The organism is Bifidobacterium sp. LH_413 (assembly GCF_056357015.1).
In genome coordinates this window covers 75,868-100,465 of the sequence record NZ_JBKEVK010000003.1, presented here as the reverse complement: position 1 = coordinate 100,465, position 24,598 = coordinate 75,868, and the positions used below count along the sequence as shown (strand labels likewise).

The following is a 24,598-nucleotide window of genomic DNA, read 5'->3' as shown; positions in this document are numbered from 1 at the left end:
TCAGGAAGAAAGAAAGATCCGCATCATGACCGTTGCATCGCAATTGCGCCGTATCCTCGCTCTCACCGTAGCGGCGGCATCCCTTACATCGCTCGCCGCTTGCGGCCATGTCTCCGATAGCGCCAATGAATCGACCGATAACAACGCGGATGCCCAGACGGTGGTCATCGGTGAGAACACCAAGACCAACAAGCCGTTCAATTACCTCAACGATGCTGGCGAAATCGACGGATACGAGGCGCAGGTCCTGCGCGCGGCGGATAAGCTGTTGCCGCAGTACAAGTTCGAATATCGTTCCTTGGATTGGGCCAACTTGCTGGTCTCCCTGGACACCGGCAAAATCGACGTGGCCGCCAGTTCGTTGCAGCTGAATGACGAGCGCGTCAAGAAATACGGTCACACTACTGTCCCCGCCAACAACTACATCGTCAAACTGGTCGTTCCGGAGAAGAGCGACATCACCAGCATCGACGATCTTGCGGGGAAGACCATGTATGTGTGGAACGGCGAAGCCACCACGAAGTATCTGGAGGATTGGAACGCCGCCCATCCGGACAAGAAGATCAATCTCAAGTACGGTGATTGGACATTCGAACAGGCCGATGCTGCGTTGAAGAGCGGCCAGTCGGCAGCCAAGACCGGTCCGGGTTGGCGCGTCATCAGTGACAACAAAGATAATCCGGATTTCCCGGTCAAGTCCGTTGGAGAGCCGCTACAGCAGGACAACTCCTACTTCCTGCTGGACAAGAAGGACACCAAACTCGCCAAGGCGCTCGATGGTGCCATCACCAAGCTTCGCGAGAACGGTACGCTCAAGAAGCTGTCCGAGAAGTACCTCGGTGATGATTTCACCGAGCCTGTCAAGGATAAGTATTCCTCGGTGTCTGAGTGACGTCGGATAGCGTATCGGATTGGAGCGCCTCGGATGGGTGAGTACTTTTCATGGGATAGGTTGGTTGCGGCCTTCCCCAAAGTGTTGGAGTATCTTCCCGACACGCTCATGATGGTGGGATATGCGCTCGCCATCGGCATTCTGTTGGGACTGGCTTTGGCATATGTGCGCATGTTCCGTGTGCCGGTGCTCAACCAGATTGCCATCGTATTCATCTCGTTCATTCGAGGCACGCCTGAAATCGTCCAGCTGTTCATCGTCTATTACGGCACTCCTCTGCTGGTCTCGGCGCTTACCGGCGTGAATATCGACGACGTTCCCGCGTTCTACTTCGCTGTGCTTGGTCTCGGACTCAACCAGGCAGGATTCATGGCAGAGCTGTTCCGCGGTGCGTTCGAAGCGGTGCCGGTCGGTCAGTTCGAGGCTGGGTATGCAGCTGGATTGACATGGTGGCAGACGTTCCGCAGAGTCGTCATTCCGCAGGCGATTCGCGCCGTTATCCCCGGATTGGGCATCATGACCGTCGGTCTGTTCCAGACCACTGTTCTCGCTTCAGCTCTCGGAGTTATGGATGTTTTGGGCCGTGCGATCGCTATTGGCAACGCCACGTCGCACAGTCTCGAACCGTATGCGGCAGCGGCCATTATCTTCGTCACGGTCAGCGTGCTGCTGGAGTGGTTCTTCCGCTTCATCGACAGGCGCTTCAGCTTCGGAAGGAAGGCTCAGGCATGATTCGCCCGTTCAATTGGGGACAGATATGGTCCAGCATCGCCGCCGCCGTGCAGTTCATTCCGCAGACGCTCATCCTCTCCCTCGCTCCGTTTGCCATTGCGTTGATGTTGGGGACGCTCGTCGCGATAGCCCGTATCTGGAAGGTACCGGTGCTCTCCCAACTGTTCGCAGTGGTGGTCACGGTGCTCAAGGGTATTCCTACCTATTTGCTGCTGGTCGCCGCAAGCTTGATTTCCACGCTGTATTACCGGCAAATCGCCGCTGCTTTTGGGCTTAAGGCAGGGCAGGACGGCATCAATGGAATCGTTCTGGGCGTCATCGTACTGAGTTTCGCCGCGGTGCCCACTGTCTCCGAATCGATCAGGGGCGCCATGCTTACGGTGTCATCGGATCAGAGTGAAGCCGGATACGCTGCCGGTCTCACCCGTGGGCAGATTATGCGTAGAATCATCATTCCGCAGACGATTCCTGAGGCCATCCCGATTCTCACCAATAATCTGGTGTCGATGGTGAAGGCATCCGCATTGTGCTCGCTCGTCGGAGTTTCCGAAGTGTTGAGCGCCTCGATACGTGCCGCAGATGAACGGTACGACCTGTTGGAAGGGTACATCGCGGCGGCACTCGTGTACTGGGTGCTGTGCTTCGTGCTGGAACAGGGGATGAACAAGTTGGCATACGAGACCAGTCGTTTCAAGTTCGCGATCGTCGCATAGGAGGCCTGCAAATGATTACCATCAGCCATGTGGAGAAGTCGTTCGGCCCATTATCGGTGTTGAAGGATGTCAGCCTATCGTTGGACAAAGGCGATGTGGTGGCGATCCTCGGTCCTTCGGGCTCGGGTAAGACCACGTTCCTGCGCTCTCTGAACTTCCTCGAGCGTGCCGACCGCGGCACGTTGCAGCTTGGCGACCGTGCATATGACCTGCACAAAGCTAGCCGCAAAGATGTCCGTGATGTCAGGCTGCATACGGCGTTCGTCTTCCAGCACTACAATCTGTTTAACAACATGACCGCGTTGAGGAACGTCATGGAACCGCTCGTCACGGCTCGCAAGGTTCCTAAGGCGGAGGCGGAACGTCGGGCCAAGGAGGCTTTGACGAAGGTGGGGATGGCCGACAGGCTGGATTACTATCCCTCCCAATTGTCCGGCGGCCAGCAACAGCGTGTCAGTATCGCACGCGCCATCGTGGTCAACCCGGATGTGATTCTGTTTGACGAGCCCACATCGGCCTTGGACCCGGAGCTCATCGGTGAGGTGCTCTCCGTAATGAAGGAACTCGCAGAATCCGGAACCACGATGATCGTCGTGACTCATGAGATGCGTTTCGCGCGTGATGTCGCCAGCAAGGTCGTGTTCATGGAGCATGGCGTCGTCGTGGAGGAGGGGACTCCCGAACGGATTTTCGAGCATGCGCGCGAGGCCAGAACTCGTGAGTTCCTTCGGCAGATTAATCCGGGCGCGGAAGTTGGGACAACGGATGCTGCGCCTGTTGCAGTTCCCGCTGCTGATCCCGTCGCAGTGCCGGCCGCCACGGTTCGTCGCGGGCCCCTTGAGGGGATTCCCCGTTTGGTGCAGCCGCTGCCCGCTTTGGTTTGTACCTGCTGATTCTTCTCCCATTCGGTGGACGTGCGATAGACCAGTGAGGGTTCCCTCCATATTCGTCACGCCTCGCTCCTCGCCAGTCACGCTTCGCTCCGGGGTCAGCCACGTTTTCGCGTGGCAAACCCCGGAGCGAACCGTATGCAATCGGGAGCGAACCGTATGCCCCTGGGAACGAACCGCTGCAGACCGCTGCAGACCAACCGCGAGGGCGATGCGGCTGCCGGTGCCGGCATTGCTGCCGACCCGCACCTGCACCGATCATTCGGCCATGTCCTCGAACGGAACCAGTTGCAGCGCCCCGTCCTTGTCGGCCAGATGTTTGAGGTCGTCGGTGAAGCCGCTTTTCGAGAACAGGATGTAGTGCTTGTCGGGGTACGGCAGCAGCAGGCCGCGACGCCGGAGTGTGTGGTATTCGGCCTCGCCCATGGGATTGTTGCGCCATTCGCATTCGCAGAAGATCGCCTGTGAAGGATCGTTTCCGGTGGCGATGATGTCGATTTCCTCCTGCTGCCGGGTCTTCGGGTCCGAGCCCCACCAGCGTCCGGCCTGCAGCACCGGGAACGGCAGCTGGTCGTATCCGCGTCCCCACAGCCATTGCAGGCTCATGTCCTCGAATACCTGTCCCATGAATCGTGGCAGATCGTCCATGACCATGTCGGCCACGAGGTCGAGTCTGCGGGCCTGCAGCGCGGACATGCTACGCGGAACATACCGGTACCAGAAGCGGAAGAACGAGTCCTTGATCCGATAGATGGTCTTCCGGTGGCTCTTCGCGCCGAACGGCGTTTCCTTGTCGAGGATGCCGAGATCGATCATGTTGGTCAGATATGCCTGTGCCTGTCCTGTCGGCATGTGGCTGGCCGAAGCGATTTCGCTCATCCGTGATGAGCCGGTCGCGATGTTGCCGATCATCGCATTGTATTCGGCCGGCTTGCGTACCTCCTGCTGCAGGAGCATGTAGGGCTCGTCGAACAGGTTGCATGAGGGGGAGAGCATCCTGTCCCTGATCGTGGCGCGGATGTCGTCGGCGGGGTCGAGCCATTCGAGGTATTGGGCCACGCCTCCGGTCAGCCCGTAGGCGATGGCCGAGTGCTCCTTCGTCAGCTCGTGCGTGTATTCGCGTGTCTCTTCGAAGGTGAACGGGTTGAGTCTGATGGATCCGGTCCTCCGGCCATATAGGGGGCTTTTGTAGTCGAGTACCTGTCGTTCCATGAAGGACATGCTCGACCCGCAAAGGATGAGCATCAGGTGGCTGTCGTCCTTATGGCGGTCGATGGCATGCTGCAGTATCGACGACACCGACCGATCGGCCTGTGCGAGGAATGGGTACTCGTCGATCACCCACACCAGGCGTTGGCTCTTCGCCATGTCGAAAACGGCGTCCACCGCGCTTTGGAAGTCACGGTAGATTGGAGCGTTCGTCTCCAGTCCGCCGCCGTTGCGGTAGGCGCCGATGGCATTGCTGAGCGCGATGAGGTTTCCCTGCATGGTGGACTCGATCGCCGAGTAGAAGATGCTGGGCTTGTCTTCGAGGAATCGGTTGATGAGCGTGGTTTTGCCGATTCGGCGACGGCCGTATACGACGATGCATTCGAACCGTCCTGAATCGTATGCCTGCTCGAGTTGACGCTGTTCCTCGCTTCGCCCTACGAACATGACTCCGTGCCCTTTCTCAATTAGGTATATCGCAATATAGTATATTGCGATATACTAGTATATCGCACTGCGGAATCACCGATGATGAACCTCTCGACCCCGCCTGATGGCCGCTACAGACAGTGCGCCATGTACAAGGGCAGTCTCACGCGTTCCCCCTCGACTTCCATCTGCCGGGGATGCAGTACGTACTCCTTGCCGAGCCGGTTGCCGTACAATGCGCGGAACTTGTCGAGTGACGACGTGCCATACCGTTTGGTGGATTTCACTGGCGTTTCGGTATGTTCCGCCACAAGATACACGAAATCAATGGTGTGGAATCGCCTGCTTCTACACGAAATCAACAGTATGAAACTACCGGATTCTACACGAAATCAACAGTATGGAGTTGCCGATTTCTACACGAAATCAACGGTATGGCCGCAGATTCCGGTGTCTTCCCCACATCCCCGGCCCATCGCCCATAACCGGTTCCTATAGACGCGTTCCGCCAATCGCGATACCGGCGCGACGGGTCGTGAGCCGGATGCCTGATAGCATGCGTGCAGTGCCGCCGCAGGTGGCGGTCGCGAAGGACTCGAATCGTCGTGGCATGCGATCGCGGCGATACGCATGAAGGGGAATGACCATGGCCGATACATCGAATACACCAAATACGCCGAATACACCAAACGCAACGAATCCGCGCACGGCGGTCGTCACCGGGGCGAGCGGTGGCGTGGGCGGCGCATTGGCGCGGTTGCTGGCCGCTCACGGCTGGCGCGTGATCGCGCCGGTGCGCTCGCAGGCCGCGTTGTCCGAACTCGACGCGATCGACGGCGTCGAAGCCGAACGACTCGACTTGTCGGACGGCGAGCAGGTGCGGCGGTGGGCGGAGCGGACCGCCGCACGGCTCGACCGTCTCGACCTGCTGGCGCACGTCGCCGCGGCCGGTCCCACCGGCAAAGCGGTGGACGCCGGCCTCGACCTGTGGGAATCGACGTTCGCCGTCAACGTGATCGCGCCGGCGACGCTCACCTCGGGATTGATCGCGCCGATCCGCGCGGCGCGTGGCACCGTCGTGTTCGTGAACTCCGGTGCCGGGACGCGCGGCGTGCCGAACCACGCCGTCTACGCCGCAAGCAAGCACGCGCTGCGCGGTTACGCGGACACGTTGCGTCTGGAGGAGTCGGCGAACGGCGTGCGCGTGAGCACGGTCGCGCCCGGTCCGATGGATACGAGGATGCTGCGCGAGGACGACAGCTGGGGCGCGTTCCGTCACGAGGACGTCATCGATCCGGCGAGCGTCGCGAACGCAATCGCATGGGTCGCCGATGCCACCCCGGACGTGCAGATCACCAACGTCGACGTCCGCCCCCGCCAGGAGCTCTCCATCAAAGTGAAGTGACGAGGGTGTCTTGCACCTTTGTGAAAGGCGTTATCGTCACTATAATTAGTGGTGTTAAAAGCCACCACTGCCTCTCACTGAAGCACACTAGGGTGGCATTTTCGTATCATCACCCGCGGCCGGCGTAGGGCGCGGGGAAGCGGATGATGAGCGGTTGGGCGGCGGCGCATTGGCCGACGGGGACGAAGACGGGCGTGGCCTGCGGCGCGCCCGTCTTCGGCGTATCGGGGCGTCGGTCCAGTCCCAGCAGCCGCAGCAGCATCGTCAGTCCGGATGATTTCGTCGGATCGTGTGATTCCCTATTGCGTTGCGTCGCCATCGTTCCCCCGTTGCCGAATGTGCGCGCCCCCGCGCGTCACGTTTGAAAACCAGCGTATCCGGCCCGCGGCCGGGCCATTCCGGCGCCGTTAGCCGGTTTCGCTATGGACGGTCATCCATCGAATCTATGACTCTGCCGCGCACGCCCTGCGCCGTTGCGGCGCGCGGGTCTGATAGTCGCGTATAGGCAACGGTTATACGTGACGGCGCATTTCCGCGTTCGTCGTGCCGTATATTCGCTGTCGTCCGCGATTCGTCGCGGGCAGGTTGGGGAACATCGTGGGGGATGGCGGATGACGGGAACGTCGTCCGCCATGGTCCGCGGCATCATCGCATGATTCGGGGGAATCGGAACATGACTTTGCGGCTCAAGGGGATTGGCTACCGCGTCAAGGGGCGCACCATCCTGGACGGCGTCAATCTGACGGTCGAGGCGGGGCGTACCGCCGTGATCCTCGGCCCGTCCGGCGTGGGCAAGTCGACGCTGCTGAAGAACATCACGTTCCTCAAGCCCCCGGCCCAGGGCAGCGTCACGCTGGACGACCGCACGGTCGCCGCCGGCGAGGCGAAACCGGCCGACGTGGCGTGGCTGCGCCGCACCATCGCCACCGTCTTCCAGACCTACCCGCTGTTCAACCACCGCACGGTACTGGAGAACATCGTCGAGCCGTTGCGGCTCGTGCACGGGCTCAAGCGCGAGGAGGCGGAACGGCTGGCGAAGACCAATCTCGAGCAGCTGCGTCTGGGGTCGAAGTTCGACGCCATGCCACGCGAACTGTCCGGCGGCGAGAAGCAGCGCGTGTCCATCGCGCGCGCCCTCGCCGCCAAGCCGAAGGCCGTGCTGTTCGACGAGCCGACCTCGGCGCTCGACCATGCGCTGGTCGGCGAGGTCTGCCAGACGATCCGCGATCTGGAGGGCAAGGGCATCGCGAACGTCGTGGTCACGCACGACATCGACTTCGCCCGGCGTCTCGACGCGGACGTGTACGAGCTCAACGGCACGCTGCGCCCGCTGAGCGGCGTCGACGAGTTCATCGCCGGCCGCTGAGGCGCCGCGCAATCCGCGATATCGCATATCGCATATCGACAAGACGTCAAGAAGAAGGGGAATCACCATGCCCAAGACCACCATCATCCGCAAAACCATCGCGCTCGCCTGCGCCGCCGCGGCCCTCGCCTCGCTCGCCGCATGCGGGTCCGGCACCGCGTCGAACTCCGGCTCGAACGACGCGAACGCGAAGACCATCAGCATCGCAGTCGCCGCGAACTCGAAGCCGCTGAGCTACACCGACGACAACGGCCAGCTCGCCGGCTACGAGGTGGACGTGCTCAAGGCCATCGACGAGGACCTCAAGGATTACAAGTTCACCTACGAGGCCGTCGCCGACGACGCCGAGACTGTCGGCATCGACTCCGGCAAGTACGCGCTCATCACCGGCGGCTACTTCAAGACCGACGAACGCGTCAAGAAGTACCTGATCCCGGACGAGACGACCGGCATCTCGCTGATGAAGATCTACACGCTGCCGGGGGAGAAGGACATCAAGTCCCTCGACGACCTGCACGGCAAGAAGGTCGCCCCGATCTCCCCGGACGGCGGCGTCAACAAGCTCGTCACCAAGTACAACGCGGCCAATCCGGACAAGGCCATCACCGTCACCCACCAGGACAACGTGACGATGGCCCAGAACTTCCAGGGTCTCGTCGACAAGAAGTACGACGCGGTGATCGAACCGGAGCAGAGCTTCGACGTGAACGCCATCAAGAAGAGCCTCGGCGTCGACTTCCGCGCCACCGAGCCGGTGGAGGTCGACCAGCAGTACTTCCTGGTCTCCAAGAAGCAGCCCGAGTTCTTCAAGGCGCTCAACAAGTCCATCACCAAGCTCAAGAAGGCCGGCACGCTGAAGCAGCTGTCCATCAAGGACTACGGCGAGGACGTCTTCAAGTACGACACCCAGCAGTGACGTCGCCGACGCCGCCGGCATCGCCATGACGTCGCCGGCGTCGCCGCCATGACCCCGCACCGCACCATCATCGACGATCATCGACAAAGGACCCGCATCCCGTGGATTTCGCATACGTACTCACCCTGCTGCCGGCGTTTCTCGTGAAACTGCCGTACACGCTGGCCATCGTCGCCGGCTGCTACGCCGTCGCGTTCGCGCTCGCGTTCCTGATATTGCGAGCCCGCGTCGACCGGATCCCGGTCCTGTCCGCGATCCTCGACGTGTACGTGTCGTTCGTGCGGTGCGAGCCGATCGTGCTGCTGCTGTTCCTCATCTACTTCGGCCTGCCGCAGCTGCTCGGCAACTTCGGCATCGACATCACGTCGCTGAGCAAGACGACGTTCGCATGCGTCACGCTCGTCTTCTTCAACGCGGGCTGGCTGAGCGAGATCCTGCGCGGCGCGTACCTGAGCGTCACACCCGACCAGTTCGAACTCGCCGACTCGCTCGGCTACACCAAGGGCCAGCTGTGGCGGCACACGCTGCTGCCGCAGATCGTCGGCATCGCGATCCCGGACCTGGGCAACGCGGCCGTCGACCTGCTCAAGGACACGTCGCTGCTGTTCACGATCGGCGTGGTCGACATGATGGGCCTCGCCTCGATCAAGGTGGCGAACAACTACGGCGTCAAACAGTCCGAGGTGTATCTCGCCGTCGCGCTCATCTACTGGGTGGCGGCGCTCGTCATCGAAGCCGTCGTCCATCTCGCGAAACGCTCTAACCGCTACTACCGCGTGGTCGACGAGGCCTCGCGCGCCCGTCTCGCCGCGGACGCGGCCTGACGGACGCGACCGGAAGCCCGCAAACGAAGGAAGAACGAAGGAAACCACCCATGCCGGCATTACTGGACTATCTCATCAAAATCGCCGTCATCGTGCCGTCCGTGCTGCTGCACGCGATCGTCATCCTCGCGCTCGGCCTGTTGTTCGCGATTCCGGTCGCGCTCGCCTTCCGCGCCCGCGTGCCCGTGCTCTCGCAGCTGCTGCGCCTGTACACGTCGTTCTTCCGCGGCACGCCGATCCTCGTGCAGCTGCTGTTCTGGTACTACGCGCTGCCGCAATGGTCGTCGGCGATGCTCGGCACGGTGGGCATCCACGTGAGCAAGAACTCGGTGAACGCGACCGTCGTGCTCATCTTCACGTTCGTGCTCGTCTACATCGCCTACCTGCAGGAGACCGTGCAGGCCTCGCTCGCCTCCATCGACCCGAACCAGCTGGAGCTCGCCGATTCGCTCGGCTACACGCGCTGGCAGAAGGCGATCCACGTGATCGTCCCGCAGGCCGTCGTCTACGCGTTGCCGAACCTGTTCAACATGTTCATGAACATCATCAAGGCGCTGTCGATGGGCTTCACGATCGCCGTGATCGACATCTTCGCGCAGGCGAAGCTCATCGCCGGCCTCAACGGCGACTACATGACCTCGTACACGGCGGCCGCGCTCGTCTACTGGGCGTTGTGCGGCGTGCTGTTCGTCCTCATGAACCTCTACCTGCGCCGCCGCGACGCCTCGCTCACCGGCGTGCGCCTGTGACGTGACCCGCGCGTCCGCCATCCATCCTTACCCATCGAACAACACCGTCGCCGCCACCGCCGCATGACGACGACGCCACCCACGCGGCAAACGAAAGGCACCATCATGACCCGCGACCGCAGACAGGAATTCCACGACCTCGCCAAGGGGGAGGGCAGCACGCCGTACCTGACCAGCGCATGGCAGCATTTCGTCGGCGACGAATACGACGTGGAGCGGCAGGCGCAGGCGCACATCGACTTCGTGCGCAAATGGGACTGGGACTACGTGAAGATCAACCCGCGCTCCGCCTACTACGCGGAAGCGTTCGGCGCGCACTTCGACCCGGACGACTACGGCACCGGCCGCTCCCCGCGCCTGCTCGACTACCCGGTGAACGCTCCGGAGGACCTGGCGAAGATCGCGCCCGTCGACCCGACCGCGAGCAAGCCGTTCGCCGACCAGATCGCCTCCGCGCGAATTATCCGCAGGGAGCTCGGCGACCGCGCGATCCTCGAGACCGTGTTCTCGCCGCTCACCGTGCTCCTGTTCGTCGCCGGTCTGCCGCGCATCAACGGCAAGCCGCTCTACGGCGCCGCCCCGAAGCTCGACAAGGACACGCTCCTGTTCACCGACAAGGAGGCCACCGTCAAGGCGCTCGACGCGATCACCGAGACGCTCATCGCCTACGTGAAGACCGTGCTCGCGCCGGTCGAACAGGGCGGTGCCGGCCTCGACGGCATCTTCTACGCGGAGACCGGCATGGCCAGCCGCGGCTACTTCACGCACGAGCAGTTCGAGGAGCTCGCCCGCCCCTACGACGAGCGCATCCTGGCCGCGGTCGGCGACGGCGTGAAGCTGCTGCACACCTGCCGCGACCATGCGAACCCCGACTGGTTCGCCGACTATCCGATCGACTTCCTCCAGTGGGACCCGTACGTGCCCGGCAATCCGCCGATCAGCGACGACTTCAACGCCGTACCGGTCAGCGGCCCCGACGCCGTGCTCATCGGCGAAGGCACCGACATCGACGAGCTGAAGCGCCAGGTCGCGGACACGGTGAAGGCGCGCGAGGGCAAGCCGTTCCTGCTCGCCCCGAGCTGCACCGTCCCGCCGAAGCCGGACGACGCCCACCTGCGCGTGCTGCGCGAGGCGTGAGCCCAGACACGAGAACGCCTCCCGTACCGTGTGGTACGGGAGGCGTTCGTCGTTTCGTTTTCGTCGCGTCGTCGCCGTCTTCCGCAACGTGACGGAAGACGGCGACGTTCCGGCTACAGGCTGCGGTAGCGCGCCTTGCCGATCGTCACGTCGAAGGACTTGCCGGCCGGCGCCTCGTACTGGAGTTCGGTGATGGCGTTGCGTCCGCCGCGCACGAACCGCCACACGCGGCCCTCGCCCACGTTGAGGTCGATATAGCCGTCGCCGTCCGTGCGTTCCAGGTCGAACACGTCCGACCAGTGGGCGGCCACTGCCTCCGGATCGGGCACCTCGAACAGCGCGCGGCGCGTGTTCACCTCGCCGATCGCGTGCTGGTGCAGCAGCCCGCTCTTTTCGTAGCGTTCCAGCTGTTCGGCCTCGCTCGCGCCCCAATCGATGACGAACGGGTAGCGCAGACCCTGGTCGTCGCCCTTGATCCACAGCAGCTGCCAGCGGATCTCCTCGCCTTCGGCGGTGGTGCGGTTGCCCGGCACGATCTCGCCCAGATCGAGGCCCTTGGCGCGCAGACGCTCGGCCGCCGCCTCGATGCCGTGCACGTGCAGCGCCGGGCGGTAGAAGCCGACGAAATCGGGCAGCAGCTCGCCCGCCTCGTGGAAGATTAGGCCGCGGTCCGGCGTCTCCGCCAGCGCCTCGTCGCGGCTGTAGAGCGTGAGGAACTCGAGGTAGTTGTCGGTGAAGTAGGCGAGCGAGTTCTCGGTGCCGTGCCCGACGTGCTTGCCGCCGTAGCGCGCGGTGAGCCCCGCCTTCGCGAAACGCTGCTCCGCCTCCTTCAGGTCGTTGACGAATTCGACCGTGTGGTCCCAAGTGAATTGCTGTGCCATGTGTCTGCTAGGTCTCCTGTCCCTGTCCTTGTTGTCCGTCCTCTTGCGTCACTTCGCGTTCGCGCCCAGCGACGTGGTGCGCTCCACGGCGGCGAGCACGGCCGTCTGCACGGAGGCCGCGAAGCCCGTCTTGTTGAGCGTGTACGCCTCGGTGATGCCGACGCCGCCCGGCGAATTGTTGATGTTGAGCAGCACCTGCGGCAGCACGTCCTTCTGCTTGAGGAACTCGGTGCCGCCGATGATTGTGTCGAGCGCGATCGCCTTCGCCACGTCGCGCGGCAGGCCGGCGAGTACGCCCGCGTCCACGTAGGCGTCGATGAAGTGGTAGACGATGTTCGGCGGGTAGAAGCCGGTGATGATGTCGATCAGACGCTCCTCCACGTACAGCACCTTGCCGAACGTGTTGAGGAACGCGTCCACGTCCTCCTTGCGCGCGTTCGCGTTGAGCGCGGCGCCGCTGTAGCCGTAGTCGACGGTGGTGAGCGTATTCGGGATGATGCGCACGACGCGCCAGCCCTCGCCGAGGCTCTGCTCGAGCTTCTCGATCGTGTACCCGGCGACGATCGAGACCACGGTGGTTTTCGCCGGGTCGAAGCGCTTCGCCACCGATGCGGCGACGCCGGCCACGTCGTCCTGCGGACGCACGGCGATCACGACGATGTCCGCGTCGGGCGTGTCCGTCGGCTTGGCGGGCTCCACGCCGTACGTGTCCTTCAGGAACGCGGCGCGCGCCTCGGAGATCTCCTCCACCCGGATGTGGTCCACCGGGTAGGTCGCCTCCTTGCGCCTCACCGCCTCGATGATGGCGGTCGGCATGTTGCCGCCGCCGATGAAATACAGGTTCGCTCCCATGATGATTCCCCTTCCGTGGGCTCGTGGTCGTTCGCGGTTTTCGATATACACATCCCGTCATACCGGATGATTCCGCGCGCCGCAGCCGTTCGACCGCCAAACGCCTATAGGTGTTATCGATAGGGAATTGCAAATCCCAGCAGCCGCCGGGCGCGGATAAGACGCTATAAGAAAAGCGAGTAATGCAAAGGTGGGTTTCCGTTTGACAGCGCCGCCGCGCATCGGTTTCGATGGTTGGCATCGGGGAATACCATCCACACCATTCGAGACAGGGAGGGGACCATGACGGATCGTCGCAGCGTCTTCCATGACATCATCAACCACAAGCCGACCGATGTGCCGTACCTCGTCGGCGCATGGCAGCATCTCGTCGGCCACGAATACGGCGCCGAGGGGTTCGCCGCCGCCTACATCGACTTCGTCAAGCGCTGGGACTGGGACTGGGTGAAGATCAACCCGCGCGCCGTCTACTACGCGGAGGCCTGGGGCTCCCGTTACGACAAGGACGACTACGCCGGATTCGTGCTGCCCAAGCGTGTCTCCTCCGCCATCGAGACGCCCGACGACGTGAGGAAGATCAAGGAGTTCGCCGCCGCCGAGAACGAGTACTTCGCCGAGGCGATCGCCGCCGCCGCGCTCATCCGCAAGGGCCTCCAGGACCGCGCCGTGCTCCAGACCATCTTCTCGCCGCTGAGCGTGCTTCTGCAGATCGCCGACCTGCCGCTGTACCCGGGCGACGACTACGCGACCGGCACGCTTACCGTCAAGGAACTGATCGACGACCAGCCGGAGGTCGCCAAGCTCGCGCTCGCCAACATCGCCCACACGCTCGCCTCCTACGCGCGCGCCCTCGTCAAGCCCGTCTCCGAAGGCGGCGCCGGCCTCGACGGCGTCTTCTACGCGGTCACCGGCACGGTGAGCGAGGACTACTTCGACGCGGCCCGCTACCAGGAGTTCTCCGAACCCTACGACCGCATCGTCATCGACGCGGTCAAGCGCGCCAACCCGGACGCCGTCGTGCTGCTGCACACCTGCCGCGCGCACTCGCACCCGAACTGGTTCGACGTGCACGGCGTGGACGCGCTGCACTGGGACCAGTACCTGCCCGGCAACCCGAAGGCGGACGCCGACCTGACCGCCGTGCCGGTCGCCGGCGCCAACTACGAGTTGTTCGCCCCCGGCGGCGACGTCGACCAGCTGCGCCGCGAGCTCAAGGAGAGCATCGCCCTGCGCGAGGGCAGGCCGTTCCTGCTCGCCCCCAGCTGCACGGTGCCGACGCCCGCCTCCGACGAGGCGCTGCAGGCGCTCGCCGACGCCCGCGCGACCCGCTGAATCGCCGCGGGTTTCCGAACAAGACTTCCGATCGAGACTTCCAATCCGAACGCATGGTTTTTTAGGAGAGAGGACAACACCATGAAGACATCACTGATCCGCAAGGCCGTCGCCGGCCTCGTGGCCGCCGGCACGCTGCTGGGCGTGTCCGCCTGCGGCCTGCAGGGCGATTCCGCCAGCTCCGGTTCGGGCTCCGGCTCGGACACCGTGAACATCGGCGTCATCTACCCGAAGACCGGCCAGTACGCCGAATACGGCAAGCTGTTCCAGCAGGGCTTCGACCTGGCCGTCGCCAAGGTGAACAAGGACGGCGGCGTCAAGGGCAAGAAGCTCGGCCTCAAGTACTTCGACACCCAGTCCGACGCCAAGCAGGATGCGGCCGTCGCGCCGAAGCTCGTGGCCGACAAGTCGATCATCGCCGTGGTCGGCGACTACGCGTCCCCGGCCTCCGCCGCCGCCTCGCCGACCTTCCAGCAGGCCGGCCTCGTCCACTACGGCTTCAACAACTCGGCCCCGACCTTCACCGACACCGGCGACCACGTGTGGACGCCGCAGATCGGCCAGGACAAGTACCAGAAGGCCAACGCGGACATCGTCGCCAAGAAGGCGAAGAAGATCTCCGTCGTCTACATCGAGAACGACTGGGGCAAGCAGGCCTACCAGTACTTCAAGCAGGAGGCCGAGAAGAACGGCACGCAGATCGTGTACGAGTCCAGCTACCTGCCCGACTCCACCGACCTCTCGCCGATCCTGATCCCGGCGCGCGACGCCAAGCCGGACGCGGTCGTCGACATCGGCTACGGCCCGGACGGCGCGCTCGTCATCAACACGCTGCGCGACAAGCTCGGCTACACCGGCCCGTACTACGGCGGTCAGGAGACCAAGGAGTTCCTCGACCTCGCCGGCAAGAACGCCGAAGGCTCGATCATCACCGGCTCGTTCTCCGCCACCGGCACCAAGGACGCCAAGGCCCAGCAGTTCGTCAAGGACTTCAAGGCCAAGTACGGCAACAACCCGGGCAACTTCGAGGTGACCGCCTACCAGGCGATCATCGACCTCGCCTACGCGGCCAACAAGACCGAGCCGACCCGCGAGGGCATCCAGAAGGCGCTGCAGACCGTGACCGACTTCCCGCTCTACCAGGGCAACGGCGGCACGTTCAAGTTCAACCAGAAGACCCGCCGCGCCGACAACATCGAGCCGATCCTGCTCATCGCGAAGGACGGCAAGTTCCAGCAGTACGAAGGCTGATCTCCGCGGCCTTCCCGTATCCCGCCACCCCGGCCGCGCCATCCGCGCGCGGCCGGGGTCCGGCGGGTCTCGGGAGGGCCATCGTAGATCGAGGATGAGATAGGACAACAATGTTTGATGTGCTTTTCGCCGGCGTGATCCACGGCAGCGCCTACGCGCTGGTCGCCGTCGGCATGTCGCTGATCTTCGGCGTGACCAACGTGGCCAACTTCGCGCAGGGCTCCATCGTCGCGGTCGGCATGATGGTCGCCTGGTGGCTCGGCACCACGGCCGGCTGGGGCATCGTGCCCACGTTCGTCGCCGTGGTCGTCGTCACCGGACTGCTCGGCCTCGTCATGAACGTGGCCGTCATCGCCCCGCTCGAAGGCCGCAAGCCGATCGCCGCGCTGCTCGCCACGATCGGCGTCGGCCAGGTGCTCGACAACGGCCTGCAGATGATCTTCGGGCCGCAGACCCGCCCGTTCCCGAAGCTGCTGCCCACCTACAACCTCCAGTTCGCCGGCGTGCGCTTCGGCACCTCCGACGTGGTGATGGTCATCCTCGCCGTCGTCTCGATGCTCGGCCTGTGGGCGTTCCTCAAATACGGCAAGTCCGGCCAGGCGATCCGCTCCACCTCGCAGGACCCGGAGGCCGCCCTGCAGATGGGCATCCCCGTCAAGGCGATCCGCAACCTGTCCTTCGTGATCGGCTCCGTGCTCGCCGGCGTCTCCGGCATCTTCGTCGGCCTGTTCAACGCGAACATCAACCCGATGAACGGCGGCACGATCGGCATGACCGCGTTCGTCGCCGCCACGATCGGCGGCCTCGGCTCGATCCCCGGCGCCGTGGTCGGCGGCCTCGTGCTCGGCGTGGTCGAGGCGTTCGGCATCTCCCTGTTCGGCGATGGTGCGCACGACCTCATCACCTTCGGCGCGCTGCTCATCATCCTCATCCTCAAGCCGCAGGGCCTGCTCGGCCCGAAGAACGACGTCAGGTCCGAGCCGCTCACCGGCACGTTCCTCGGCGGCGGCCGGCCCATCCAACTGCCTTGGTGGGGCAACCTGATCGGCGCGGTCGTGCTGCTCGCCACCCCGTTCTTCTTCTCCGACTATCTCGCCGGCATCGGCACGCAGGTCGCCATCTACGCGATCGCCGCCGTCGGCCTCACCATGATCTCCGGCTCCGCCGGCCAGACGATCCTCGGCATGGCCGGACCGTTCGCCGTCGGCGCCTACGCCTCCGCGCTGCTCACCACCGAAGCGCACTGGCCGTTCCTCGCCGCCCTGCTCGCCGCAGGCGTGATCGCCGCCGTCGCCGCCAGCATCCTCACGTTCCCCGTGTGGAAGCTCTCCGGCCACTACGTCGCGATCGCCACGATCGGCGTGGGCGCGGTCATGGTCGCGATCATCCGCCTCGCCGAGCCGATCACCAAGGGCTCGCTCGGCATCCAGGGCATCCCGTTCCCCAAGGTGTTCGGCTTCACCCTGTACACGCAGCAGATGATGTACCTGCTCGACGTCATCGTCCTGCTGCTCACGCTCGTCATCGTCACGCGTCTGCGCGCCACGCACCTGGGCCGCGTGTTCGAGGCCGTCGGCTCCGACCGTGAGGCCTCCGAGGCGCTGAGCATCCGCACCGGCGCGTACAAGGCGCTCGCCTACGCGCTCGCCACGTTCTTCGCCGGCCTCGCCGGATCGCTCCTCGCGCACCAGTACACGTACATCGATCCGACGATCTTCAACTCGAACATGTCGATCCTGATCCTCACGATCATCGTGCTCGGCGGCATGAACTCGCCGGTCGGCGCGGTGCTCGGCTCGATCATCCTCATCGGCGCGCCCGAACTGCTGCGCTTCGCCACCGACGCGCGCATCCTCCTGTACGGCGTGCTGCTCGTCCTCGTCATCCTGTTCCGTCCGCAGGGCCTGTTCGCCCGGAAAGCCTGAGTGGTAGCCATGACCGACTCCGAATACTCCACCGTCGACACCGTCACCGGCATCGACATCGACAACGAGCGGCTCACGAACCCCGAGGCGCTCGCCGAATACTCCGCCAAGCACCGCAAGGCCGTGCTCGAGGCGCCCGTCGTGCTGCGCGTGCGCGACCTCGACAAGTCCTTCAACGGCCTGCACGCCGTCAACAAGGTCTCGTTCGACCTGCATCGCGGCGAGGTCATCTCGATCATCGGGCCGAACGGCTCCGGCAAGTCGACGACCATCAACCTGATCTCCGGCTTCCTCGAGCCCGACTCCGGCATCATCGACCTGGACGACGAGCCGGTCGCCGGCTACCCGTCCGCCGAGATGTCCGAACGCGGGCTCGCCCGCACGTTCCAGAACGGCCGCGTGTTCGGCGCGCTCACCGTCGACGAGAACATCAACCTCGGCTACCACAAGCGCCTGCGCGCGCTGCGCCCGTTCAAGAACCTGCAGCGCTACCCGATCGTGCGCTGGTTGCCGCTGCTCGCCGAGACCGGCGTCGCGCTCATCCCCGGACCGAAGGCGCGCAAGGAGGCCAAGGAGGTCGACATCCGCGTCGGCCGCGAAATCGACCGCTTCCGCGAACGCCTCGGCTCCCGCCGCAACGACTACGCGTACACGCTCTCCTATGCGAACCGCCGCCGCACCGAGATCGCCCGCGCACACATCAGCGAACCGAAGATCCTGCTCCTCGACGAGCCGACCGCCGGCATGAACCAGTCGGAGACCGCCGAAGTGCTCCAGCAGCTGCAATACCTGAAGGCGCAGGGGCACACGATCCTGCTCGTCGAGCACAAGATCGAACTCGTCACCGCCCTCTCCGACCGCGTCATCGCGATGGACGGCGGCCGCATCATCGCCGAGGGCGCGCCGGACGACGTGCGCAAGGCGCCGCAGGTCGTCGAGGCGTATCTCGGCAAACGCCGCGAGATCAACCACACGCGCGTCTCCGGCCAGAGCAACGTGCTCGCCATGCAGAACGCCATCGAATCGGACAGCGCGTCCGGCTCCCTCGCCAAGGTCGAGGAGCACGACGCCGACCTCGAACAGGACAAGGCCGCGGCGCGCAAGGCCGACGAGTCGGCGCTGCTCGCGCTCGACGACGTCAACGTGTTCTACGGGCAGGTGCACGCGCTGCAGAATGTGTCCATCCGCGTGCCGCAGGGCGCGATCGTCTCGCTGCTCGGCGGCAACGCGTCCGGCAAATCCACGACGATGAAGACGATCCTCGGCATCAACCACCCGAAGACCGGCTCCCTGTGGTACCAGGGACAGGACATCACCAAACTGTCCACGCGCAAACGCGTGGAGACCGGCATCGCCGCCGTGCCGGAGGCCCGCCGCGTCTTCCCGCAGATGACCGTCGAGGAGAACCTGCTCTCCGGCGCGTACACCCGCAACGACAAGTCCGGCATCGCCACCGACCTCGAAGCCATGTACGAACGCTTCCCGCGCCTCAAGGAACGTCGCACGCAGCAGGCCGGCACGATGTCCGGCGGCGAACAGCAGATGCTCGCGTTCGCCCGCGCGCTGATGAGCCGGCCGAAGATCATCTGCATGGACGAGCCCACGATGGGCCTGTCGCCGAAACTCGTCGAGGACGTGCTCGAACAGATCGCGAAGCTGCGCGACGAGCTCGGCGTCTCCGTGCTCATGGTCGAACAGCAGGCCGAGCTCGCGCTGTCCATCGCCGACTACGGCTACGTGCTGCAGAACGGACGCATCCGTCTGCACGGCAAGGCCGCCGACCTTCTCGGCAACGAACAAGTGCAGGAAGCCTACCTGGGAGGAACGAAACAATGACCGACGCCGCGACCGAAAAAGCCACGACCGAAGCCACGCAGGCCACGACCGCGCTGGAGGCGGAACTGCTCGACCACTACCGCTGGTTCCACCGCCACCCGGAACCCTCCTACGAGGAGCACGCCACCACGGCGAAACTGAGGGAGATTCTCGAAGCGCACGGCATCGAGATTCTCGACTCCGGACTCAGGACCGGACTCGTCGCCATCGTGCGCGGCGCGCTGGATGGCCCGGTCGTCGCCATCCGCGGCGACATCGACGGCTTGCCCATCACCGAGAACACCGGACTGCCGTACACGTCCGAGAACGTCGGATACATGCACGGCTGCGGCCACGACTTCAACATGACCGTCGCGCTTGGCGCCGCCATCCTGCTCCAGTCGCGCAAGGACGAGCTGCACGGCACGGTCAAGGTGATTCTCCAGCCCGCCGAGGAAGGCAAAGCCACGAAGGAACGCCCCACCGGCGCCGTCCAGGTGCTCGACACCGGCGTGCTCGACGACGTGCAGGCGTTCTTCGGCACGCACGACGCCCCCGGCGAGACCGGGGCCATCGCCATCCGCGAAGGCGGCATCTCCGGCGCCGTCGACAAATTCCAGGCGACCATCCACGGCACCGGCTCGCACGCCGCCGAACCCGACCGCGGCATCGACCCGATCGCCGCGCTCGGCGCCGTGCTGCAGGGCCTGCAGACCGTGACCGCACGCAGCCTCGACCCGGTCGACCCGCGCGTGCTCTCCGTCACGCACGTCGAAGCCGGCAGCACGTGGAACGTCATCCCGCAGGACGCGTTCCTCGAAGGCACGGTGCGCACCACCGAACCGAAGGACCGCCACCTCGCCAAGGACAAGGCCGTCGCCATCATCGAACGCACCGCCGAGGCGTACGGCGCCACCGCCGACGTCAACTGGTTCTTCGGCTCGCCATCCGTCGTCAACGACGGCGCATGGGCCGCGTTCGGCCGCCGCGTCGCGCGCGACGAAGGTCTCGTCGTGGCCGACGATCGTCCGCAGCTCGGCGGCGAGGACTTCTCCTACTATCTCCAGCGCAAGCCGGGCCTGTTCGTGCACATCGGCGCCGGCGATGCCGGAGCCGCGCACACGCCCGCGTTCCGCCCCGATCCGGCCGGAATCTGGCCGGGGGCTCGCTTCCTCGCCGCGCTCGCCTTCCGCGCGTTGGACGAATGGGACGACGCCGCTCCCGCCGGCCGTATCATCCATGCTGATACCGAACGATAAACAACGCCTGTATCGGCAGGTACGTGTCGCTGCGACTACGTTCCTACACTGGTGACCATTCACGACTTCAAGGGGAGAATACGCACATGACGCAAGCCTTCGCCACAGCGGCCATCCATGCCGGCTACGACCGACTCCAGCACGACGACGCGGTGAGCACGCCAATCTACGCCTCGGCGGCGTTCGACATGGAAAGCGCCGTTCGCGGCGACGCGCTCGCGGCCGGCGAGACGACGGGATTCTCGTACTCGCGCGTGGCCAACCCGACCGTCGACGCGCTCGAGCAGCGCATCGCGGCGCTCGAAGGCGGCACCAGCGCCGTCGCCGTCGCCTCCGGCATGGCGGCCGTCTCGTTCGCGCTGCTGTGCGCGGCGGAGAACGGCGGGCGCATCATCTCGCCCTCCAACCTGTACGGCGCCTCGGTCGACGCGATGGAGAGCTTCTTCCCGCACTTCGGCGTGCACACCGATTTCGTGAAGAACATCAACGACCTCGACGAGGTCGCCTCGAAGATCGGTCCGGACACGCGCGCCATCTTCGCCGAATCCGTGGCGAACCCGTCCACCGAGATCACCGATCTGGAGCCGCTCGCCGAACTCGCGCACAAGCACGGCATCCCGCTGATCGTCGACAACACCGTGCCCACGCCCTACCTGCTGCGTCCGTTCGACTTCGGCGCCGACATCGTCGTGCACTCCACGACGAAGGGCATCACCGGGCACGGCAACGCGATCGGCGGCGTCGTGGTCGACGCGGGCCGCTTCGACTGGGCGAACGGCCGCTTCCCGCAGTTCACCGAGAACGAGCAGGTGATCAGCGACGAACGCAACGGCGTCGAGCACAGCTTCGCCGAACGCTACGGCAAGGACGCGTTCATCCGCCGCATCCGCATCAAGTACCTGCGCACGTTCGGCGCCGTGCCGAGCCCGTTCAACGCGTACCTGTCGCTCGTCGGCGTGGAGACGCTGCCGCAGCGCGTGCGCCAGGAGGTCGAGACAGCCACGGCGGTCGCGCGCCACCTCACGCGCACCCCGCACGTCATCAAGGTCAACTACTCCGGACTCGGCAATACGCCGCAGTTCGACCTGCTGCCCAAGTACTTCCCGAAGGGCGTCGGCACGATCCTGTCGTTCCTCGTGGACGGCGACGAAAGCAACGTGCGCCGCATCCTCGACGGCACCAAGGTGTTCTCCTACGTGCCGAACATCGGCGATGCACGCTCGCTCATCGTCGACCCGGCCCGCATCACCCACCGCGAGGTCCCGGCCGAATACCGTCTCGCCGCCGGCGTGACCGACAACCTGATCCGCCTGTCCATCGGCCTGGAGGACCCCGCCGACCTGATCGCCGACCTCGACCAAGCCATCGCCGCCGCCTACTGACGCCTCGCCGCCGGGCCGTGCGCATTGCGGTGTATCCGCATGCGCATGGCCCGGCGGCGTGATTATCGGCTCAATGATTGTCCGCAAACGGATTGTTGTCCGTAAATACCCGTAATTGTCCGTAAATTGGCTGATACTGGTCTGTAATCAGAGTTATTGTCCGCAAAATGGCTGATTCGGGGTGGATATGTTCGATTTACGGTCATTGGATGACTTGCGAGAAGGCAATCGTCTGGAAGCCAAGGAAGCCGCCGGCGGTGTGCCGAAGAGCGTATGGGAGACGTATTCGGCGTTCGCGAACACCAACGGCGGAGTGATTCTGATGGGCGTGAGCGAAGACCGGCAACATAATCTGACCGCCACGGGGGTGCGTGACCCGGAACGCACGGTGAAGGATTTTTGGGACACGGTCAACAACCGCAACAAAGTCAGCGCGAATGTGCTTGCCGACGAAGACGTGTCGATCGAGCAGGTCGATGGCGCATCGGTCGTCGTCGTGCGTGTGCCGCGTGCCAGCCGTGAATCCAAACCCGTGTATATAGACCGCAATCCCGTCGGCGGGACATACCGCCGCAACGGCGAAGGCGATTACAAGTGCTCGGAAGAGGAATACCGTGCCATGGTGCGCGATAACGGCACCGGTTCCGAGACGCTCGACCATATGCCGTTGGAACGGTTCGGAATCGAAGATCTCGATGCGGATACGGTAGGCTCCTACCGCAACACCCTCAGCGCCGTCCGTCCGGGGCATCCGTGGCTGGCTCTGGACATGGACGAATTCCTGATGCGCTTGGGCGCGGTGGCCAAAGGCGATGACGGTCGGCCGCATCCGACCCGTGCCGGCCTGCTGATGTTCGGCCACGATTGGAAGATCACGCAGGAATTCCCCTACTATTTCCTCGACTATCGGGAGGTCTCGGATGGCGTGCGTCGCTGGGATCACCGCATCGTCAGCGGTGATGGGGAATGGAGCGGCAACCTGTATGATTTCTGGCTCAAGGTCTGGGCGCGGCTGGCGCAGGCCGTTCGTCGTCCGTTCGCCGTCGACGCCGATATGCGGCGCGTGGACGATACGCCGTTGCATCTGGCGTTGCGTGAGGCGTTGGCGAATACGCTCATCCACGCCGACTACTACATGCGTGGCAACACGGTGATCATCCGGAACCGGGAATCCATTTCCTTCTCGAACCCTGGAGGATTGCGCATCCCCGCCGATGTGGCCATGGCGGGAGGGCTGTCCGACTCCCGTAACCCCACGTTGCTGAAGATGTTCGCATTGATTTCCGTCGTCGAACGCGCCGGCAGCGGCTTCGACGCCATGCGTTGGGGTTGCGATTGGGCCCATATCCCGCACCCGAAGTTGACTGAATCCTTCGACCCGGATCGGACGATGTTGGAGTTCCAAGTCGACGATGCGGATGCGTGGGATGGCGGCTCGTCGCAGTCCTCCTCTGTCGTGTCGGCGTCGGGGGAGGGGATTCCCCAAGTGAAGTCGAAACCGGACGCGCGCGACATCGTGATCGACTATCTGCGGCGTGAACGTTCCATCAGCAGGGCCGCAGTGGAACGGTTGGCTGATGTCAGCGCCTCCAAGGCGAAGTACGTGCTGAGAGGCCTTGTGGACGAGGGGATAATCGAGCAGCAGGGCCGAGGGCGAGGAACGCGCTATACGTTGCGTTGATCGTCGTTCCGTGCGCGCGCGTTCCGCGCCGTGAAGCCGCCCGTGACGCACGTCGTGCGTACGGGCGGCTTCACGCGTACAGTATGCGTACGGGTGACGCGCACGTCGCGTGGAGCGTGTGTCGCGTGAACGAAACGAAACGGATGATGACGAGGGGAGCGTGGCAGGCATGACGGCATACATGGACCACAAGGATCTGGCGAACGAGACGATCGACGAGACGCGCACGCGCGAGATCGCCGACGGCGTCAAGCGCGTGCTTGACGGCATCGCCGAGGCGGAGCAGGCGGCCGGACGCGACGCCGGATCGGTCAGGCTGCTCGCCGCGACGAAGACGCGCGACGTGGGCGAGATCATGGCCGCGATCGACGCGGGCGTGCGCATGATCGGCGAGAACCGCCCGCAGGAAGTGCAGGCGAAGGCCGAGGGATTGGCGCGACAGTGCGCCGCACGCGGCCTCGAACTCGGCCGCGACGTGCCGTTCCACTTGATCGGGCAATTGCAGTCCAACAAGATCGGCAAGGTGCTGCCCGTCGTCAACACCATCGAATCGGTGGACTCGATCGAACTGGCGGAGAAGATCGCCCGCCGCGCGGTCATGCGCGACATGACCATCGGCGTGCTGCTCGAAGTCAACGAATCCGGCGAGGAATCGAAGTCCGGCTGCGCGCCCAGCCACGCCATCGACCTCGCCAAGCGCATCGGCGCGATGGGTGGACTGGAGCTTCAGGGACTGATGACGATCGGCGCGCATGTGGACGACGAGGCGACGATCCGCGCCGGATTCGCCCACCTGCGCCGCACCCGCGACCAGATCCTCGCCTCCGGCGCGCAAGGCACCGAAGGCTGCAAGGAACTGTCGATGGGCATGACGCAGGACATGGCGATCGCCATCGAGGAAGGCTCCACGATCGTGCGCGTAGGCACCGCCATCTTCGGCCCCCGCGCCTTCATCTGA

22 protein-coding genes are annotated in these 24,598 nt (G+C 64.4%); 18 read left to right on the top strand and 4 right to left on the bottom strand.

Features of this window, described 5'->3' with window-relative positions; translation table 11 throughout:
* Nucleotides 1-25 precede the first annotated feature (25 nt).
* The 4 genes from AC1AYN_RS06615 to AC1AYN_RS06600 are packed head-to-tail and all read left to right on the top strand — an operon-like array spanning nt 26 to nt 3,230.
* The gene (locus AC1AYN_RS06615; RefSeq protein ID WP_476532654.1) at nt 26-892 is read left to right on the top strand and encodes a transporter substrate-binding domain-containing protein; all 867 of its coding nucleotides are present in this window, start codon (nt 26-28) and stop codon (nt 890-892) included.
* A 33-nt stretch (nt 893-925) separates the two neighbouring features.
* On the top strand, nt 926-1,624 hold the full coding sequence (locus AC1AYN_RS06610; protein ID WP_476532653.1) for an amino acid ABC transporter permease: 699 nt from the start codon (nt 926-928) through the stop codon (nt 1,622-1,624).
* Nucleotides 1,621-2,337: an amino acid ABC transporter permease gene (locus AC1AYN_RS06605; protein ID WP_476532652.1), complete on the top strand. Its 717-nt coding sequence runs from the start codon at nt 1,621-1,623 to the stop codon at nt 2,335-2,337. Before AC1AYN_RS06610 ends, AC1AYN_RS06605 begins: the two co-directional genes overlap by 4 nt.
* Nucleotides 2,338-2,348: 11 nt before the next feature.
* The gene (locus AC1AYN_RS06600; RefSeq protein WP_476532651.1) at nt 2,349-3,230 is read left to right on the top strand and encodes an amino acid ABC transporter ATP-binding protein; all 882 of its coding nucleotides are present in this window, start codon (nt 2,349-2,351) and stop codon (nt 3,228-3,230) included.
* 255 nt (nt 3,231-3,485) lie between these two features.
* Here the strand turns inward: AC1AYN_RS06600 and AC1AYN_RS06595 are convergent, their stop codons facing one another.
* On the bottom strand, nt 3,486-4,883 hold the full coding sequence (locus tag AC1AYN_RS06595) for an ATP-binding protein (RefSeq protein WP_476532650.1): 1,398 nt from the start codon (nt 4,881-4,883) through the stop codon (nt 3,486-3,488).
* A 628-nt stretch (nt 4,884-5,511) separates the two neighbouring features.
* Here AC1AYN_RS06595 and AC1AYN_RS06590 point away from each other — a divergent pair.
* Nucleotides 5,512-6,270 (top strand): SDR family NAD(P)-dependent oxidoreductase, encoded by a 759-nt coding sequence (locus AC1AYN_RS06590; protein ID WP_476532649.1) that lies wholly within the window; start codon nt 5,512-5,514, stop codon nt 6,268-6,270.
* Between the two features lie 109 nt (nt 6,271-6,379).
* Here the strand turns inward: AC1AYN_RS06590 and AC1AYN_RS06585 are convergent, their stop codons facing one another.
* Entirely contained in the window at nt 6,380-6,589 is a 210-nt protein-coding gene (locus AC1AYN_RS06585) for a hypothetical protein (RefSeq protein ID WP_476532648.1), read from the bottom strand.
* A 354-nt stretch (nt 6,590-6,943) separates the two neighbouring features.
* Between AC1AYN_RS06585 and AC1AYN_RS06580 the strand changes: the two genes are divergently transcribed.
* From AC1AYN_RS06580 to AC1AYN_RS06560, 5 genes are all read left to right on the top strand, one after another.
* Entirely contained in the window at nt 6,944-7,636 is a 693-nt protein-coding gene (locus AC1AYN_RS06580) for an amino acid ABC transporter ATP-binding protein (protein ID WP_476532647.1), read from the top strand.
* A gap of 67 nt (nt 7,637-7,703) precedes the next feature.
* Nucleotides 7,704-8,552 carry a transporter substrate-binding domain-containing protein gene (locus tag AC1AYN_RS06575; protein WP_476532646.1) on the top strand — a complete coding sequence of 283 codons (849 nt, stop codon included), beginning with the start codon at nt 7,704-7,706 and terminating at the stop codon, nt 8,550-8,552.
* A 101-nt stretch (nt 8,553-8,653) separates the two neighbouring features.
* Entirely contained in the window at nt 8,654-9,376 is a 723-nt protein-coding gene (locus AC1AYN_RS06570; RefSeq protein ID WP_476532645.1) for an amino acid ABC transporter permease, read from the top strand.
* A 50-nt stretch (nt 9,377-9,426) separates the two neighbouring features.
* On the top strand, nt 9,427-10,125 hold the full coding sequence (locus AC1AYN_RS06565) for an amino acid ABC transporter permease (protein WP_476502776.1): 699 nt from the start codon (nt 9,427-9,429) through the stop codon (nt 10,123-10,125).
* Nucleotides 10,126-10,230: 105 nt separating this feature from the next.
* The gene (locus tag AC1AYN_RS06560) at nt 10,231-11,262 is read left to right on the top strand and encodes a uroporphyrinogen decarboxylase family protein (RefSeq protein WP_476532644.1); all 1,032 of its coding nucleotides are present in this window, start codon (nt 10,231-10,233) and stop codon (nt 11,260-11,262) included.
* A 113-nt stretch (nt 11,263-11,375) separates the two neighbouring features.
* Here the strand turns inward: AC1AYN_RS06560 and AC1AYN_RS06555 are convergent, their stop codons facing one another.
* Both AC1AYN_RS06555 and AC1AYN_RS06550 read right to left on the bottom strand, forming a co-directional pair.
* Entirely contained in the window at nt 11,376-12,143 is a 768-nt protein-coding gene (locus tag AC1AYN_RS06555; RefSeq protein WP_476532643.1) for a VOC family protein, read from the bottom strand.
* Between the two features lie 48 nt (nt 12,144-12,191).
* On the bottom strand, nt 12,192-12,995 hold the full coding sequence (locus AC1AYN_RS06550) for a pyrroline-5-carboxylate reductase family protein (RefSeq protein ID WP_476532642.1): 804 nt from the start codon (nt 12,993-12,995) through the stop codon (nt 12,192-12,194).
* A gap of 282 nt (nt 12,996-13,277) precedes the next feature.
* On the opposite strand from AC1AYN_RS06550, the gene AC1AYN_RS06545 reads away from it, so the two are divergent.
* From AC1AYN_RS06545 to AC1AYN_RS06510, 8 genes are all read left to right on the top strand, one after another.
* Complete coding sequence (locus AC1AYN_RS06545; RefSeq protein ID WP_476532641.1) at nt 13,278-14,327, top strand: uroporphyrinogen decarboxylase family protein; 1,050 nt, start codon at nt 13,278-13,280, stop codon at nt 14,325-14,327.
* A gap of 81 nt (nt 14,328-14,408) precedes the next feature.
* Nucleotides 14,409-15,578 (top strand): ABC transporter substrate-binding protein, encoded by a 1,170-nt coding sequence (locus AC1AYN_RS06540; RefSeq protein WP_476502771.1) that lies wholly within the window; start codon nt 14,409-14,411, stop codon nt 15,576-15,578.
* Nucleotides 15,579-15,688: 110 nt separating this feature from the next.
* The gene (locus tag AC1AYN_RS06535) at nt 15,689-17,503 is read left to right on the top strand and encodes an ABC transporter permease (RefSeq protein ID WP_476502770.1); all 1,815 of its coding nucleotides are present in this window, start codon (nt 15,689-15,691) and stop codon (nt 17,501-17,503) included.
* Nucleotides 17,504-17,512: 9 nt separating this feature from the next.
* Nucleotides 17,513-19,339, top strand: coding sequence for an ATP-binding cassette domain-containing protein (locus AC1AYN_RS06530; protein ID WP_476532640.1), 1,827 nt, complete (start codon nt 17,513-17,515; stop codon nt 19,337-19,339).
* Nucleotides 19,336-20,577 carry an amidohydrolase gene (locus AC1AYN_RS06525; RefSeq protein ID WP_476532639.1) on the top strand — a complete coding sequence of 414 codons (1,242 nt, stop codon included), beginning with the start codon at nt 19,336-19,338 and terminating at the stop codon, nt 20,575-20,577. Before AC1AYN_RS06530 ends, AC1AYN_RS06525 begins: the two co-directional genes overlap by 4 nt.
* Nucleotides 20,578-20,663: 86 nt before the next feature.
* Nucleotides 20,664-21,959 (top strand): O-acetylhomoserine aminocarboxypropyltransferase/cysteine synthase family protein, encoded by a 1,296-nt coding sequence (locus AC1AYN_RS06520; RefSeq protein ID WP_476532638.1) that lies wholly within the window; start codon nt 20,664-20,666, stop codon nt 21,957-21,959.
* Between the two features lie 187 nt (nt 21,960-22,146).
* Complete coding sequence (locus AC1AYN_RS06515) at nt 22,147-23,640, top strand: RNA-binding domain-containing protein (RefSeq protein WP_476532637.1); 1,494 nt, start codon at nt 22,147-22,149, stop codon at nt 23,638-23,640.
* A 169-nt stretch (nt 23,641-23,809) separates the two neighbouring features.
* Entirely contained in the window at nt 23,810-24,598 is a 789-nt protein-coding gene (locus AC1AYN_RS06510; protein WP_476502765.1) for a YggS family pyridoxal phosphate-dependent enzyme, read from the top strand.

Excerpts from the sequence above, each read along its gene's own strand:
- AC1AYN_RS06610 (WP_476532653.1), top strand. The coding sequence starts at position 926 with ATGGGTGAGTACTTTTCATGGGATAGGTTGGTTGCGGCCTTCCCCAAA.
- AC1AYN_RS06565 (WP_476502776.1), top strand. The coding sequence starts at position 9,427 with ATGCCGGCATTACTGGACTATCTCATCAAAATCGCCGTCATCGTGCCG.
- AC1AYN_RS06575 (WP_476532646.1), top strand. The coding sequence starts at position 7,704 with ATGCCCAAGACCACCATCATCCGCAAAACCATCGCGCTCGCCTGCGCC.
- AC1AYN_RS06520 (WP_476532638.1), top strand. The coding sequence starts at position 20,664 with ATGACGCAAGCCTTCGCCACAGCGGCCATCCATGCCGGCTACGACCGA.
- AC1AYN_RS06555 (WP_476532643.1), bottom strand. The coding sequence starts at position 12,143 with ATGGCACAGCAATTCACTTGGGACCACACGGTCGAATTCGTCAACGAC.
- AC1AYN_RS06590 (WP_476532649.1), top strand. The coding sequence starts at position 5,512 with ATGGCCGATACATCGAATACACCAAATACGCCGAATACACCAAACGCA.
- AC1AYN_RS06545 (WP_476532641.1), top strand. The coding sequence starts at position 13,278 with ATGACGGATCGTCGCAGCGTCTTCCATGACATCATCAACCACAAGCCG.
- AC1AYN_RS06525 (WP_476532639.1), top strand. The coding sequence starts at position 19,336 with ATGACCGACGCCGCGACCGAAAAAGCCACGACCGAAGCCACGCAGGCC.
- AC1AYN_RS06580 (WP_476532647.1), top strand. The coding sequence starts at position 6,944 with ATGACTTTGCGGCTCAAGGGGATTGGCTACCGCGTCAAGGGGCGCACC.
- AC1AYN_RS06550 (WP_476532642.1), bottom strand. The coding sequence starts at position 12,995 with ATGGGAGCGAACCTGTATTTCATCGGCGGCGGCAACATGCCGACCGCC.
- AC1AYN_RS06540 (WP_476502771.1), top strand. The coding sequence starts at position 14,409 with ATGAAGACATCACTGATCCGCAAGGCCGTCGCCGGCCTCGTGGCCGCC.
- AC1AYN_RS06515 (WP_476532637.1), top strand. The coding sequence starts at position 22,147 with ATGTTCGATTTACGGTCATTGGATGACTTGCGAGAAGGCAATCGTCTG.
- AC1AYN_RS06585 (WP_476532648.1), bottom strand. The coding sequence starts at position 6,589 with ATGGCGACGCAACGCAATAGGGAATCACACGATCCGACGAAATCATCC.
- AC1AYN_RS06510 (WP_476502765.1), top strand. The coding sequence starts at position 23,810 with ATGACGGCATACATGGACCACAAGGATCTGGCGAACGAGACGATCGAC.
- AC1AYN_RS06595 (WP_476532650.1), bottom strand. The coding sequence starts at position 4,883 with ATGTTCGTAGGGCGAAGCGAGGAACAGCGTCAACTCGAGCAGGCATAC.
- AC1AYN_RS06605 (WP_476532652.1), top strand. The coding sequence starts at position 1,621 with ATGATTCGCCCGTTCAATTGGGGACAGATATGGTCCAGCATCGCCGCC.
- AC1AYN_RS06600 (WP_476532651.1), top strand. The coding sequence starts at position 2,349 with ATGATTACCATCAGCCATGTGGAGAAGTCGTTCGGCCCATTATCGGTG.
- AC1AYN_RS06535 (WP_476502770.1), top strand. The coding sequence starts at position 15,689 with ATGTTTGATGTGCTTTTCGCCGGCGTGATCCACGGCAGCGCCTACGCG.
- AC1AYN_RS06615 (WP_476532654.1), top strand. The coding sequence starts at position 26 with ATGACCGTTGCATCGCAATTGCGCCGTATCCTCGCTCTCACCGTAGCG.
- AC1AYN_RS06530 (WP_476532640.1), top strand. The coding sequence starts at position 17,513 with ATGACCGACTCCGAATACTCCACCGTCGACACCGTCACCGGCATCGAC.
- AC1AYN_RS06560 (WP_476532644.1), top strand. The coding sequence starts at position 10,231 with ATGACCCGCGACCGCAGACAGGAATTCCACGACCTCGCCAAGGGGGAG.